Origin of the sequence: Tumebacillus permanentifrigoris, from assembly GCF_003148565.1 — a bacterium.
GTDB lineage: Bacteria > Bacillota > Bacilli > Tumebacillales > Tumebacillaceae > Tumebacillus > Tumebacillus permanentifrigoris.
The window spans coordinates 65,287-79,088 of the sequence record NZ_QGGL01000003.1 but is presented as its reverse complement, the minus strand read 5'-3'; the positions used below and the strand labels follow the sequence as shown (position 1 = coordinate 79,088).

Genomic DNA, 13,802 nt, shown 5'->3' with positions numbered 1-13,802 from the left:
ATCGGTGATGGAGTCGCACGCGCGGTCGAACTCTGCAAGGCGCTTTTGCAGGCGTTCAAGGCGCTTCTAGCGGCGATCCCGGCGCGCAACTTCGCCGCCCGTCTTGTCGCTGTTCTTACCGTATGCTCGAATGCCCGCATTCGGATCGCCGTAGGTGCCGACCAGACCTTCACCTGCCTCTGCCAAAAAGCAAAACCCCCGTCGGTGTACACCGAAACGGGGGTTTTTTGTGACGTTCATGCCGTTCTACTCTGCGGACAGAATGGCTTCGATCTCCGCGATGTCAGATTCGCTGAGCGTGATGCGCAGCGCTCCGACGTTCTCGTCGATCTGTTGCGGTCGTGAAGCACCGATGATCGCGGAGGAGACGTTCGGTTGGCGCAGAATCCACGCCAGCGCCAGTTGCGCGACGGACGCTTCGTGGCGTTCTGCGACTGCACCCAACCGCTCGACTTTGCGCAGATTGGACTCGGTCAGGAAGCGTTCGACCATCTGCGCGGTCGACGGATCGGTTGCACGCGAGCCTTCCGGGAGTGCTTGGCCCGGCTTGTATTTGCCGGTCAGCACGCCTTGAGCCAGCGGCGAGAACACCACTTGGCCGATGCCTTCGCGCAGGCCCAGCGGGATGACGTCCTGCTCGATGTAGCGGTTGAGCATGTTGTAAACCGGCTGGTTGGAGACGATGCGGTCCAGCAGGTACTTGTCCGCGAGGTGCAACGCTTCCTGCATCTGCAACGCCGTCCATTCGGAGACGCCTGCGTACAGGATCTTGCCTTGCGAAACGAGATCATCAATCGCCCGGAGCGTTTCATCGAGCGGAGTTTCCGGGTCATAGCGGTGGCACTGCCAGAGGTCTATGTAGTCGACGTTCATGCGCTTCAACGAAGCGTGGACTTGCTCAAAAATGTGCTTGCGGGAAAGTCCGCGGTCATTGGGACCTTCGCCCATCTGCCCAAAGCCTTTGGTCGCGAGAACGAACGACTCGCGCGGGTATTTCGCCAACGCTTGGCCGACGACTTTCTCAGCTTCCCCACGACGGTACACATTGGCGGTGTCAAAAAAGTTGATGCCGAGTTCATAGGCACGGTCAACGCACGAAATGGCGGTCTGATCCTCCACGCTCCCCCCGTAGGTCAACCAAGAGCCCAGCGCGATCTCACTGACTTTTAAGCCAGAACGACCCAAGTTGCGGTACTTCATCTCTGCCATGTCTGGAAAACACCTCCTGTAGATAGGAAGTATTATACAACACACAACGGAAAATGGACGCATACTCTGCCAATGTCACGAAAGATTCGAGGTGATTTCATGAAAAATGCCTGGTACATCGCAGTTCTCAGCTCCGAATTGACAGACGAACTGCTCGCGCGCACGATTCTCGATCAAGAGCTGGTCCTCTATCGCGATGCTTCCGGCGTGGCACACGCGTTGGCGGATCAATGTGCACACCGTGGCGCCCGTCTGTCTGACGGACGGCACGCTGGCGATTGTGTGGCCTGCCCGTTTCATGGCTGGGAGTATGACGGCTCGGGCCGCTGCACCTACATTCCGTCCAACGGACGTGCTGCTCCGATCCCGCTCGCGGCCCATGTCCGCTCCTATCCCCTGCGCGAGGTGGCCGGATTTGTCTGGGTCTACCTCGGCGACATCGAGTGGATGACGGAACTCCAACTGCCACCGGAGCTGACCGACCCAGACTGGCGAGCCGTGCCGTTCAGAGCGACGTGGAGCGCACACTTCACACGGGTGGCCGAGAGCGTACTCGACGTGTCACACCTGCCCTTTGTGCATCCGACCACGACAGGGGAGGTCGACCCGATGGTCGATGGACCCGCTTTTACCGCAACCGATGATGAAATTTGCGTCTACGCCAAGCCCTTTCACCCGCTGTTGCGCACGCCGATCCATGAAGCCGACTACAAGGGCGAATCCACGATCACCCTGACCTTCCCGAACCAACTGACCCTGCGCACGAACATGCTGGAGGAAAATCAGATGGCGACCTACCTCGCGCTCACCCCGACCGTGGATGAAAACGGCGAGGACGAGACGATCATCTACGGCCTCGCGCTGCGCAATTTCCTGCAGGACATCGAGTTGTTGGACGATGTGCACTATGAACACAACATCACCGTGTTGGACGAAGACCGTCCGGTGGTCGAAGGCTTGCGGCCCAAGCACCTCCCGCTCCACCCGCGTGCCGAAGTTCACGTGCGCTCCGATGCCCAGCAAGTGCGCTACCGGCTGATGTTGAAAAAAGCGCTCCAATCGGAGTCCCAGGAGGCAGAGTAAATGAGAGACGAACGCATCTTGCAAACGCTCAAAGAACTGGAAGAACTGGAAACCCAGCCTGATTTGGAGGAAGATCTGTGGCGCATCTCCTTTGACACGGGGATGCTGTTCAACTTGATTCTCCGGCACAGCGGAGCGAAACGCATCTTGGAAGTCGGTACCTCCAGCGGCTACTCGACGCTGTTTCTCGCCGAGGCGGCACGTGCCAATGGCGGCAAAGTCTACACCTGTGAGATGAGCCCGTTCAAGATCAAGCTGGCGCGCGAGATGTTTGACAAAGCGGGGCTCTCCGACAGCATCGAGCTGATCGAAGGCAACGCGCTGGAAAAAATCGAGGACTTGGAAGGTCCGTGGGACTTCGTGTTCCTCGATGGGATGAAGGACGAGTACGCCTTTTACCTCGCCTCGCTCTGGTCGAAAGTGCGTCCGGGTGGGTTGGTGGTCGCCGACAACATGATCTCACACAAGGGCGTGATCGGCATCGAAGCGTATAAATTCACCGTCGATCTGCTCGATGATGCTTCGTCTGTCACCGTGCCGATCGGGTCTGGGGATCATGTGACCTGCAAATTAGACTGAAAAAAACCCCCTGACCACTTCACTGTGGTCAGGGGGCTTTTTGCTCCCGATTCAAGATCGCTTAGTAGCCGCCGAGGCCGGGGACGAGCAAGAAGAACAGCACGAAGATGATCAGAAACACGACTGCCCATTGCGTGTAACCACCGAATACACCGTACATGATCTCACCCCCTGTCCGTTTCTTATCCACATCCTATGGCAGGTGGGGGGAATTGGACACGGCGTTCGCCTATTCTTCTTTTTCAATACAAGCCTGCATATCCATCACCATAGGGTCGTCCCTGTCAAAATCCCAAAAGGAGATGAGGTACCTGTGTCCACATCGCCTGCGCGGTTGCCCAAGCGGTTTTCCACGATGTTGTTGGCAACTGCGGTTGTTTGTTTGACGATGGCTTTGGTGTTCTACCCAGAGGATGGGTACAAGGCAGGGCTCGCCGGCATGAAGTTGTTTTGGCAGTCTGTGTTCCCCTCGCTGCTGCCCTTCCTCATCCTCGCTGAACTCCTGCTCGGCGTCGGCGTGGTCCATGCGGCAGGCGTGCTGCTCGAACCGTTGATGCGCCTGCTGTTCCGCGTGCCCGGCGTGGGAGCGTTTGCGGTCTCGATGGGCGTCGCAGCGGGATACCCTGTCAATGCGGTCGTCACCAGCAAGTTTCGCAAAAACAAACTGGTCACCCGTGTCGAAGCAGAGCGTCTGCTCGCCTGCTCCACGGCCGCCGACCCGCTGTTCCTGTGCGGAGCGATCGCCATCGGGCTGTTCCACTCTCCACAACTCGGCCTCTTGCTGGCGATCGCTCACTATCTGGCCGCCTTGCTCGTCGGGATTGCCTTCCGCTTTTACGGAACTGACCAGACTCCGATCCCGGCCAAGCCCAAGGGCAACATCCTCCGCCGTGCCTTCGCAGAACTGGGTCGCGCTCGCCAAGCAGACGGTCGCCCACTTGGCAAATTGCTCGGCGACGCGGTGAACGATTCGATCAAGACCTCGCTGATGATCCTCGGGTTCATCATGTTTTTCGCTGTCCTGTTCAAGATCCTGACCAACGTCGGCTTCCTCGGACTGCTCGCCGCTCCGCTGGAAGGGCTGTTCCAGCTCTTGGGTCTCGATGTTGGTCTCGTGCCCGCTTTGCTCGCGGGCCTGTTCGAAGTCGACCTCGGCATCGCGATCTCCGCACTCCCGCAGGTGCCGCTGATTCAGTCCTTGATCGTCGTCTCCTTCCTCGTCGGCTGGGCCGGGCTCTCCGTCCACGCGCAGACCGCAGCGGTGCTGATCGGCACCGATGTGCGCATGAAGCCGTACATGATTGCACGCCTCCTGCACGCACTGCTCGCGGGTGTGCTGACCCTCGTTTTTTGGAAGATGGGTTGGGGTCACCAAGCGGTCTCGGTGATGGCGAACTTCTTGCCGGTGCTGTCCACGGTCAACGATTCTGGCCCGCACTGGGGTCTGTCGCTGCTGTTGGTGAAAAATTGGTTCCTCGTCTTCGGCGGCGTGGTCGCGCTCTCGCTGGTAATTCACTTTTTCCGCTCGGCACGCTTCGTGGCTTGGAATGCGAAATCCAACTCCCGCTAGACAGAAAAAAACCTTGGCTCCCACGGGAACCAAGGTTTTTTTAGAAGTGGAAGTAGACCTTTGTCACGAGCTGGTCAAAGAGGATCAGCCCGCCCAGCACCCATACGTACCAAGCAAACATCCGCATCCCTTTGTTGACGATCAACCGGATCATGTACTTGATCGCGAAGTACCCGGCCACGGCGGCGAACAGGGTTCCGAGGATTTCGTTCATCCCGATCGCTCCTGCTTGGGTCGCTTCGCCGTCCACCAAGTGCTTGATCTCCAACAGGTTCGCCCCGAGGATGACCGGGATCGACATCAGGAACGAGAATTTCGCGGCAAACTCCCGATCGAGTCCACGGAACAGCGCGCCCATGATCGTAAGTCCGGAACGGGAGATCGCCGGGAGGATCGCCGCCCCTTGCAGAGTGCCGATCAGGATCGCGTCGCCATAGCTCATCTCCCGCAGTTGCTTCGTGCCCCGGCGCGCATGATCCGCCCACCAGATCACGACCCCGGTGATGATGAATTCCACACCAAGTGTCGCCCCAGACGCGAAGACTTCATCAAAAAAGTCTTGGAACACCAGCCCGATCAACGCGGTCGGAATCGAGCCTATGAGGATCAACCGACCGAATTTGCCAAACGGGTTTTTCAAAATCGCCACGATGTCCCGCCAGAACACAGCGAACACCGCCACGAGGGTGCCGAAGTGCAACAGCACGTCGAACGTCAGCGCCCCCTCCTCCAGCCCGAACAAGCGCTGAAACAGCACCAGATGACCGGAACTCGAAATCGGCAGAAACTCCGTCAGACCTTGCACGATCCCGAGAAAGATCGCCTCCAAAACTGACAACCCAATCCCTCCTTCTCTCTTGCACCTGCTAAGGTAGCGACCACTACCTACTATATAAGCTTGACCTCATGAGTAGTACACGCTCATTGGAAATCAGGTCTGGCCAGACGCGGGACATGTTTTACCTGTCTCTGTAATAAGGTTCATAGTAGGGAGGGAAATGCGATGACACGAACCGAATTGCGCCTTGCGCTGCAGATCGCCTTCACGTATATCGGGACGGTGGTCGGCGCTGGGTTTGCCTCCGGGCAAGAGATTTTGCAATTTTTCACGATGCTGGGGCCTTATGCCTATCCAGGCATCCTCCTCGCCACGTTCATGTTCGCGTGGGTGGGGATCAAGATTCTCCTGCTGGGTCGCAAGCTCGAAGCACAATCCTACCGCGATCTGACCGCCTATCTATTCGGACACAAAATCGCCGGTGCGATCGACACGTTTATGATGGTCATGCTGTTTTTCGTCACGGTGGCGATGCTCGCTGGCGTGGGCGCACTTTTCGAAGAACAGTTACAGTTGTCCTTCCAGATCGGCGTGATCCTGACGATGGTGTTGACGTTCCTGACGATCCTGCGCGGGATGAAGGGCATCATGGTCGCCAACTCGATCATCGTGCCGATCATGCTCGTCGTCGTGCTCACGATCTTCACCAAGAGCTTCCTCCAGACCGACCATCTGCCGAATTTGACCCCGTTGCATGATGTCCAACCTTGGAAGTGGATCACGTCGGGCATCTCCTACGCGGCGCTCAATCTCGGCCTCGCCGTATCGGTGCTGGTGCCGCTGGGCGGCGAGATCAAAAGCACCCGCGCCCTCAAACTCGGCGGCCTGATCGGGGCGCTCGGCCTCGGCGTGATGCTGCTCGGCGCCCAATATGCCATGTCGACGCGGATGCCGGGAATCCTCGAATATGAGGTGCCGATGGGCTTCCTGTCCTCGACGTTCAACCCGCTGATGCAAGGCCTGTTCACCGTCGCGCTGTTCGGTGAGATCTATTCCACGCTGATCGCCAACGTCTATGGCCTCGGATCACAACTGGCCTCCCCGCGCCGTCCGGTGCAAGGCTATCTGGTCACCGTGCTGATCCTGACCGCAGCCTTTTTCGTCGCGCAGGTGGGCTTCTCCAACATCGTTCAGTACCTCTACCCCATTTTTGGCAACTTGAGCTTCCTGCTGTTGCTCGTGCTGCTCTGGCCGCGTGTCAAGTTGAAAAACTAGCCCTGTCAGGCAGGATGTGATATCCTAAACGTGCGTATTTTTCTGGAAGGTTTAGGGACTTAGGAGGACTTCATGGTGGTCAAGGACACAGTCTTGGATTTTGTTACGAACTACGGATACTATGGACTCTTCCTCTCGTTGGTGCTCGGCATCGTAGGCTTGCCGATCCCTGACGAGATCCTGATGACCTACTGCGGCTACCTCGTTTCCCAGTCGGTGTTGAACTATTGGTTCACCCTGTTGACGGCGCTGTTGGGCAGCATGACCGGCATCACGATCTCCTACTGGCTCGGCCGTCGCCTCGGCCTGCCCGTAGTGGAAAAGTTTGGCCGTCGTCTCGGGGTCACAGAGGCACGGCTGGCGAAAGTCAATGGTTGGTATGCGCGGTTCGGCAAGATCGTCCTGATGATCGGCTATTTCATCCCCGGCATTCGCCACGTCACGGCGTTTGCCGCTGGGATGAGCCGCATGAAGTATCCGCCCTTTGCCCTGTTCGCCTATCTCGGGGGTCTCATCTGGACGTTCACGTTTATCACGCTCGGCAAGTCGCTCGGTGTACACTGGGCCCAAGTATCGGAGATCACCCACCGCTTCGTGCTGTGGTTTGTCTTGTTGCTCGTCGTTGTTGGCCTCGCATTGGGCCTCTACTACTGGCGCAAGCGCAAGGTGTAGTCCACAAAAAAAGACCTTCGTCGCTCGCGGCGAAGGTCTTTTTGCGACTCAAAGCAGGTCCAAAAAGCTCGCATAGAAGTTGTTCAGCGCGTGCAGCCAGATCGGTGCCCAGAGCGACCCGGTCACCCAGCGCAGGATGCCGAACAGCAAGCCCATGACGAAGATCGGGAGGAACAACACGACGTCCGCATGCACGAGGGCGAACAACAGCGAGGAGAGCAAGAGACCGGCGAGCGGCCCCCACTTGGTGGTGACCGTCGACTGCACGGCTCCGCGGAACATCAGTTCCTCCCCGATCGGAGCGATCAGCGAGGACGCGAGTATCGGCAGAAGTTTGAGGAACAGATTGCCTTGCCACCACGCGGTGTGTAGCTCGCTGGAGATGTTCTGCTCCCGGTATGAGTTGGTGTTGATGCCAAACCAGTTGCCCAGCGAGTGGGTCAGCAGGGAAACCGCGAAGATCGCGATGAAAAACATCAGCACATACCCGACGATTCGCCATGTCAGCACCGGACGGTTCAGCCCGATCTCATGCGTGGCTCGGCGGTAGTACAAGGGGATGGCGATGATCGCCGCGATCTGCATGGAGACGCTACCGAGCGCTGCGAGACCCGCGCTCTGCCGCAGCGCGGACGGAACGAGCGCGCCCAGGCCAAAATAAAACGCGTACATCCCGCCAAAAAACAACAGGCCCACCCAGCCGAGCGCCAGACACAGATGCCGCCACGTCAGGCGGTTGATCGAGGCGGGTTCAGCCCCCCTGCGACGCAACAAATACCCGGTTGCAAACGCCACGAGACCCACGATGATCATAAAAAACGCCGCCAGCGTCCAGTTGCGCGAGATGCTGGTCGGATCGGACAACACTTGCCACGTACCGTGCGTGTCGCGGCGCAACGTCAGCGATTGCAAGGTCAACAGCACATCCTGCAAATACCCCCCGCACAACAACACCGCTCCCGTCACTTGCACCCGACGCGCCCAGACTCTTCCTCGGTTCATGGCATCCCCCTCTTTCTTGGCTCTCATTGTCGAAAAATTACGGCTCTTTTTTACATCTTGTACCCGCTTTCTCCGCTGTGTACACTTAGGGCAATGACATCTCAGGACGACTCAAGCTAGAAAGGAAGTAACCCATGCTACAACGCAACAACCGCATCCAACGCGCCATCCTCTCGATCATCGGCATCCTCGCAGGGAGTTTCCTGTTCACGTTCGGGTTGAACAATTTCATCATCGCCAACCGGCTCGCGGAAGGCGGGTTTGTCGGCATCTCCTTGCTCGGGATCTACCTCTACAACATCCCGCTCTCGATCTCATTCATCGTGTTGAACATCCCGCTGCTGTTCATCGGCTGGAAGCGCTTCGGTCGAATCTTCATCATCAAGACGATCGTCGGCGTCGTCAGCGTCTCCGTGTTCTCGGAGTTCACCATCGACCTGTTCCACATGGGCGTGCAGGACAAGCTGCTCGCCGCCCTCTACGGTGGTGTGTTCTCCGGCCTCGGGCTCGGGATCATCTTCCGCTTTGGCGGCACGACTGGTGGCGCAGACATCATCGCTCGGCTCGTCAACCACAGCTTCGGGTGGAGCATGGGCCGCACGATGTTCACGCTCGACGTGATCGTGATCACCGCGACCGCTTTCATCGTCGGCAAGGACGCCGCGATGTACTCGCTGGTCGCCCTGTTCGTGGCCTCCCGCGTGATCGACGTCGTCATCGAAGGTGTCTCCAGTTCTCGCGCCATGTTCATCATCTCAGACGCGACACAAGCGATCGCCACGAAGATCCAAGACGAACTCGAACGCGGAACCACGCTGCTCAAAGGCACAGGCGGTTACACGGGTCGGGACAAGGAAGTGCTCTACGTCGTCGTCTCCCGGGAGGAGATCTCCCGCGTGCAGGAGATCTGCCGCGACATCGACCCGGATGCCTTCCTCGTTGTCAACGAAGTCCACGATGTGCTCGGGGAAGGGTTCAACCCGTTGAAAGCCAAGTGATCGCCCATACGGAAAAACGAAAAACTAGGAGCCCGACGGGTGTCCTAGTTTTTCTTTTTCCGCCACGCGCGCCATCCGGCCCAGCAGAGCAATCCGCCGCATGCGGTGCCATACGTCGCCGGACCTAGCTCCACGTAGAAGACGGGCAACAGCGGCGGATCTCCTGCGACTCTGATCTCGGAGGTCAGCTTGCCAAGCGCTCCCTTGTAGTGCCCCAGTGCGTCGAGCGTTCCTTGTTTGTCGGTGACTTGCTCGCCAGCCAACTGCCCCTCCACGAAGCGAAATGCGGACGCTTGCACTTGCAAGTCGGACGGGTTGCCGTGCAGCGTCAACGCCAACCAGATTTGGTCGCGCTCGTTGCGGAATTTTTGGAACACCGTCTTGGCGAGTTTTTGATCCCCTTTGGCCACCGCTTCGATCAGTTTGTCGAGGTTGTTCTCCATCGAGCGCGCCACGGGCAACCACGCCGGTGAGTTCGGGTACGCCAGCGAATCAAATGCCACCACGATGCGGTGGATGCGGAATTCCGCCACCGCTTGCTCAGGGCCTTTGACTGCCGCATACAACTGCTTGAGCGCGATCAGTTCGTTGGTCACCGCCTGGATGCCCTCGACCTTCTGCGAAATTTTGCTGGGGTCGAGGCGGGTGTACATGTCGGACAACGTGTCGAGCGCGGGGAGCACCGCTGCCGGGTTCTCCGCACTCTTGATCTGGTTTTCCACCTTGACGGCCTCTTGGTAGAGCGTGATCGGATTCACCAAGGCCGTGAGAGCTCCAGCAGATGGCACCGCAAGGCTTACGACCAGCAGAAACAAGAGCCAAGCCCACATGAGTTTTCGCATCATAAAAAAATCGCCTCCACCATCAAACTATGGGTGGAGGCGATCATTTAGACATGCTATTTCGAACGAGCCGTGCCTCGGCGCAACAGGGCGACGAACACCAGCACAGCCAAGCTTAACATCGGCGTCCAGAACTGGATATCTGCGGTGAAGCGTTCATCTTGCAACCACGGATGGATGCCGTAGACATAGTCCACGAAATCGTTGAACAGCAGCCAGCAAGCCCCGATCCAGAGCACGCTGCGGTCAAACTTGTAGTTGAAGTTGTACAGCACCACTTCGACCGCCATCGCCCCGTGGGAAAGCATCAACATCAAGTCGATCGCATCGACCGTGCCGTTTGCCGACCAGTAGGTGATGATCACCCCACAAGCCCAGATCCCGTACTTGATGTTGGTGACCATCGAGAGCATCTCCAGCACCGGCGACGTGCGGCGCAACAACCAGAGCAGCACGACCAGCGTGAAAAACGAACTTGACGTCGGGCTGTCTGGGACGAAAAAGTTCCAGTACCACGGCGTATCCGCCATCTGGTTCCCGTACCAATAGAAGCCGTAGATGGAGCCTAGCAGGTTGAAGAGGAACAGCAGCCAGAGAAAGGGCCGGTTCATCAAAAGTAGTTTCAGCATCGACCAGTTTACCAAAAGCGGAAACCTCCACAGCGATATGTATAAAAACCGACCTCAAGAGAGAGGCCGGTTTTGGTTCTAGCTTATTTCTGCTTTTGCTTCGAGAGCCAAGCTGCAACAGCTTTGACATCGTCGTCCGACGACAGGCCGCCCTTCGGAGGCATGTTCGGCGGGAAGCCTTTGGTGATCGTATCGACGAGTTTCGCTTCGTCGTACTTGTTACCCACACCGATCAGGAACGGACCGACGCTGCCTTTGAGGTCTTGACCGTGGCAACCTGCGCAAGACGTTGCGAAGATCTTCGCGCCTGGGTCAGTCGAATCAACGAGCGTGGTGTCAGCCGGCATATCCGCAGTGGATTTATGTTGCGGCTGCGAAGCCAGATGTTCGGAGTGCTGTACGTGTGCTTCGTAGGTCATCCAGATCATCAGCAACAGCGAGACCATCATAGCGGTGGTCGCGACCGGGCGTTTGAACGGATGACGTACTTTGGAGTTGTCGAGCCACGGAGCGATGATCAGCAGCGTTGCTGCGATCCCCGGCAAGACAACGGAGCCGAGCCAGACAACATTCCCTGGGAAGTACTTCAGAAGTTGATAGAGGAAGTAGAAGTACCAGTCTGGCATCGGGGTGTAGCTCGCGTCAGACGGGTTCGCTACATCGCTGAGTTCAACCGGATTGAAGACGATCCACAGCATGAATGCGACCAGGAACAGGGAACCTACAATCCATTCCTTCAGCAGGAAGTTCGGGAAGAACGGTTCAGTTCCGACCGGCTTGTTTTTATCTTTTTCCTTGAACCGCGGGGTTCCCGGAATACGTTCGCGAAAATGATCATGTCCCATTCTCTTGGCAACCTCCTTCTCTAGCTAAGTTGAGCAATACCTGCCATCATCGATCTTACAGCGGACCAGCGATCCCTTGTTTCCGGATCATGATGAAGTGCAAGCCCAACAGGCCGAGAAGTCCAGCCGGGAGGAAGAACACGTGAATCGCGAAGAAGCGAGTCAGGGTCAATGCGCCCAGCACGTCGCCGCCGATGAGCAGGGTCTTGATGTATTTCCCAACGAAAGGTACCGATTCGGCGATTTGCGCACCGACTGCGGTTGCCCAGTATGCTTTTTGGTCCCACGGAAGCAGGTAACCGGTAAAGCCGAAGCCCATGACGACGAAGAAGATCAAAACGCCGACAACCCAGTTCAACTCGCGCGGTGCCTTGTAGGAACCTGTGAAGAAGACCCGAAGCATATGGAGGAACATCATGATAATGACCAAACTGGCGCCCCAGAAGTGCATACCGCGGACGATTTGGCCGAGGAGAACTTCATCGGTGATGTACTGCACAGAACGATACGCGTTTACGATATCCGGTACATAATACATCGCCAAGAACATCCCCGAGAGGATCTGCGTGACGATGATCAGGAAGGTCAATCCGCCGAAGCAGTAGACGAACGCGGACATCTTGTTCGCAGGGTTGACGTGTGGCGGAACGTCGTGGTCCGCGATGTCACGCCAGATCGGTGTAACGCCGAGCCGTTCGTCGATCCAGTCATACGTTTTCTTGAACATTGGTTAGTCTCACCTACTTCCTATTACGCTTTGCGTTGCGAAATTGCGCCGAGCAGGACTTTGCCGCCTTCGACTTTTACTTCATACGTGTCGAGCGGGCGTTGCGGCGGCTTGGTTTTGTCATTGATGCCATAGATAGTGTAACGACCCCCGTGGCATGGGCAGTGGAACCACCACTCACCGTCATCAGACGGTTTTGCTTTGCCGCTGTCGTCGACGTTGCCCGCGACTTGGCACCCGAGGTGGGTACAGATCGGAGACATAGCCAGAATCTTGCCTGCCTTGTCCTTGATCAGCCATGCGCGCATCTTGACGTTTTCTTCGATCCACCCGTCCTTGCGGTGGACTTTGAAATCGACAGCAACCGGGAAGTCTTCCTTGATATCGGCTTCCTTCAGACCAGTGTCTGCAAAGCCGCCGCCGGAAGTGCGTCGAAGCGGGTCAACAGCAAACGGAACCAGTGGAGCTGCAATGGTCGCTGCCATGAACGCGCCAGTACCACCGAGTGCGTAGGTAAGGAACTGACGGCGGGAGAGCCCCTGTTTGCCATTCTTGTCACTCATTGTCCATCTAACCTCCCTACCATTGAAAAAATCGTACCGGTCAAATTTCGACATACCCGAAGTCAAAAAATATTCGCGTCATTTCCTGCGAATTCGACAAATAGAATGGTATGTAAAACGTAACCCGTGCATCTCGATTCAATCTTACAGTCTGCCTATTATAGTGTCAAGCAAGCGCATGTGCTATTTTTCTCATATCGACAAATGTCACAAAAAGTTACGAGTTGTGACTCCACAGCGCTGTGATCTCTTGCACGAGGCGGGTGCTGATCAGTTCAAACAACCGCTCCCCCTTCTCTGCAGACGCCGCCTTTGGGTCTCCAGAGTAGGCATTCGGATACATCTCGCGCCCCATGTTCGGGAACCGAACGCGGGTAGCTTCCAAGTTGACGACTTCCCCAGCCAGTTCGAGTTCAACGGTTGAAGCATCCACAGCCATCGCCAGCGACGTCTCATCTTCGCCTGCATGACCGACACCTGGCGTGATCTGGGCGATCTCCTCGCGGTAGTCAACCCAGTAGTTGCTGACCAGCACGCGCAGACCCTCATCGACCAGACGGGTCGCCACTTCATTCAATGCGGTGTTGTTGCCGCCGTGTCCGTTGAGGAGCACGACGTTTTTCACCCCCCAGCGTGCAAATGACGAGACGACGGCGTGCACGTAGTCGGCAAAGATCCGCGACGGCACATCGATCGAACCTGGAAAGTCCTGCAGGTGCCACGTGTTGCCGAATGGAACGGCTGGCAGTGTCCAGACTCGCCCGCTCAGTTGACGTTCGAGGTGGTCGGCCAACCGTTGCGGAATCAGAACGTCGGTGCCTAGTGGCGCGTGTAGCCCATGAGCTTCAATCGTGCCGATCGGCAGGATCACAGTATCAATGTAGGGCGAGTACTCCTCGAACTTTTTCATATGTACGTGAGTGAGACGCATGTTTTTCCCCTCCTTTCCAGTATGCTTATTGTGTCTACCTAGTATGAGGCACTATGCAAAACTGATTCTACGCCTTTCCAAGTTCCGCTTCCAGTGTCG

General features: G+C 57.2%; 15 protein-coding genes. 6 read left to right on the top strand and 9 right to left on the bottom strand.

Annotation, left to right across the window (positions count from 1 at the left end; translation table 11 throughout):
* Positions 1-246 precede the first annotated feature (246 nt).
* Entirely contained in the window at positions 247-1,200 is a 954-nt protein-coding gene (locus C7459_RS04260) for an aldo/keto reductase family protein (protein ID WP_109687074.1), read from the bottom strand.
* A 108-nt stretch (positions 1,201-1,308) separates the two neighbouring features.
* On the opposite strand from C7459_RS04260, the gene C7459_RS04255 reads away from it, so the two are divergent.
* From C7459_RS04255 to ylbJ, 3 genes are all read left to right on the top strand, one after another.
* Positions 1,309-2,292 (top strand): aromatic ring-hydroxylating dioxygenase subunit alpha, encoded by a 984-nt coding sequence (locus C7459_RS04255; protein WP_170119256.1) that lies wholly within the window; start codon positions 1,309-1,311, stop codon positions 2,290-2,292.
* Entirely contained in the window at positions 2,293-2,871 is a 579-nt protein-coding gene (locus C7459_RS04250; protein ID WP_109686684.1) for an O-methyltransferase, read from the top strand.
* Positions 2,872-3,184: 313 nt separating this feature from the next.
* Positions 3,185-4,441 (top strand): sporulation integral membrane protein YlbJ, encoded by a 1,257-nt coding sequence (ylbJ, locus tag C7459_RS04245; protein ID WP_245884389.1) that lies wholly within the window; start codon positions 3,185-3,187, stop codon positions 4,439-4,441.
* Positions 4,442-4,481: 40 nt separating this feature from the next.
* Here the strand turns inward: ylbJ and C7459_RS04240 are convergent, their stop codons facing one another.
* Complete coding sequence (locus C7459_RS04240) at positions 4,482-5,279, bottom strand: undecaprenyl-diphosphate phosphatase (protein ID WP_109686682.1); 798 nt, start codon at positions 5,277-5,279, stop codon at positions 4,482-4,484.
* Between the two features lie 165 nt (positions 5,280-5,444).
* On the opposite strand from C7459_RS04240, the gene C7459_RS04235 reads away from it, so the two are divergent.
* Positions 5,445-6,494 (top strand): YkvI family membrane protein, encoded by a 1,050-nt coding sequence (locus tag C7459_RS04235; RefSeq protein ID WP_109686680.1) that lies wholly within the window; start codon positions 5,445-5,447, stop codon positions 6,492-6,494.
* A 75-nt stretch (positions 6,495-6,569) separates the two neighbouring features.
* Positions 6,570-7,166 carry a DedA family protein gene (locus tag C7459_RS04230; protein WP_170119255.1) on the top strand — a complete coding sequence of 199 codons (597 nt, stop codon included), beginning with the start codon at positions 6,570-6,572 and terminating at the stop codon, positions 7,164-7,166.
* Between the two features lie 48 nt (positions 7,167-7,214).
* Here the strand turns inward: C7459_RS04230 and C7459_RS04225 are convergent, their stop codons facing one another.
* A complete protein-coding gene (locus tag C7459_RS04225) occupies positions 7,215-8,168 on the bottom strand; it encodes a CPBP family intramembrane glutamic endopeptidase (protein WP_170119254.1) in 954 nt (317 codons plus the stop codon).
* 134 nt (positions 8,169-8,302) lie between these two features.
* Between C7459_RS04225 and C7459_RS04220 the strand changes: the two genes are divergently transcribed.
* Entirely contained in the window at positions 8,303-9,166 is an 864-nt protein-coding gene (locus C7459_RS04220) for a YitT family protein (protein WP_109686674.1), read from the top strand.
* A gap of 44 nt (positions 9,167-9,210) precedes the next feature.
* Here C7459_RS04220 and C7459_RS04215 read toward each other — a convergent pair whose 3' ends face one another.
* From C7459_RS04215 to C7459_RS04190, 6 genes are all read right to left on the bottom strand, one after another.
* Positions 9,211-10,011: a sporulation protein YpjB gene (locus tag C7459_RS04215; RefSeq protein ID WP_109686672.1), complete on the bottom strand. Its 801-nt coding sequence runs from the start codon at positions 10,009-10,011 to the stop codon at positions 9,211-9,213.
* Positions 10,012-10,064: 53 nt separating this feature from the next.
* Entirely contained in the window at positions 10,065-10,652 is a 588-nt protein-coding gene (locus C7459_RS04210; RefSeq protein WP_245884388.1) for a DUF1405 domain-containing protein, read from the bottom strand.
* Between the two features lie 68 nt (positions 10,653-10,720).
* Positions 10,721-11,482: a menaquinol-cytochrome c reductase cytochrome b/c subunit gene (locus tag C7459_RS04205; RefSeq protein ID WP_109686670.1), complete on the bottom strand. Its 762-nt coding sequence runs from the start codon at positions 11,480-11,482 to the stop codon at positions 10,721-10,723.
* Between the two features lie 55 nt (positions 11,483-11,537).
* Positions 11,538-12,209: a menaquinol-cytochrome c reductase cytochrome b subunit gene (qcrB, locus tag C7459_RS04200; RefSeq protein ID WP_109686668.1), complete on the bottom strand. Its 672-nt coding sequence runs from the start codon at positions 12,207-12,209 to the stop codon at positions 11,538-11,540.
* Between the two features lie 23 nt (positions 12,210-12,232).
* Positions 12,233-12,772, bottom strand: a complete 540-nt coding sequence (locus C7459_RS04195) for a ubiquinol-cytochrome c reductase iron-sulfur subunit (RefSeq protein ID WP_109686666.1) — start codon at positions 12,770-12,772, stop codon at positions 12,233-12,235.
* A gap of 217 nt (positions 12,773-12,989) precedes the next feature.
* Positions 12,990-13,703: a creatininase family protein gene (locus C7459_RS04190; RefSeq protein ID WP_109686664.1), complete on the bottom strand. Its 714-nt coding sequence runs from the start codon at positions 13,701-13,703 to the stop codon at positions 12,990-12,992.
* Between the last annotated feature and the right edge of the window lie 99 nt (positions 13,704-13,802).

Coding starts and splice junctions, on each gene's coding strand:
- C7459_RS04220 (WP_109686674.1), top strand. CDS start 8,303: ATGCTACAACGCAACAACCGCATCCAACGCGCCATCCTCTCGATCATC.
- qcrB (WP_109686668.1), bottom strand. CDS start 12,209: ATGTTCAAGAAAACGTATGACTGGATCGACGAACGGCTCGGCGTTACA.
- C7459_RS04225 (WP_170119254.1), bottom strand. CDS start 8,168: ATGAACCGAGGAAGAGTCTGGGCGCGTCGGGTGCAAGTGACGGGAGCG.
- C7459_RS04255 (WP_170119256.1), top strand. CDS start 1,309: ATGAAAAATGCCTGGTACATCGCAGTTCTCAGCTCCGAATTGACAGAC.
- C7459_RS04215 (WP_109686672.1), bottom strand. CDS start 10,011: ATGATGCGAAAACTCATGTGGGCTTGGCTCTTGTTTCTGCTGGTCGTA.
- C7459_RS04190 (WP_109686664.1), bottom strand. CDS start 13,703: ATGCGTCTCACTCACGTACATATGAAAAAGTTCGAGGAGTACTCGCCC.
- C7459_RS04235 (WP_109686680.1), top strand. CDS start 5,445: ATGACACGAACCGAATTGCGCCTTGCGCTGCAGATCGCCTTCACGTAT.
- C7459_RS04260 (WP_109687074.1), bottom strand. CDS start 1,200: ATGAAGTACCGCAACTTGGGTCGTTCTGGCTTAAAAGTCAGTGAGATC.
- C7459_RS04195 (WP_109686666.1), bottom strand. CDS start 12,772: ATGAGTGACAAGAATGGCAAACAGGGGCTCTCCCGCCGTCAGTTCCTT.
- C7459_RS04205 (WP_109686670.1), bottom strand. CDS start 11,482: ATGGGACATGATCATTTTCGCGAACGTATTCCGGGAACCCCGCGGTTC.
- C7459_RS04250 (WP_109686684.1), top strand. CDS start 2,293: ATGAGAGACGAACGCATCTTGCAAACGCTCAAAGAACTGGAAGAACTG.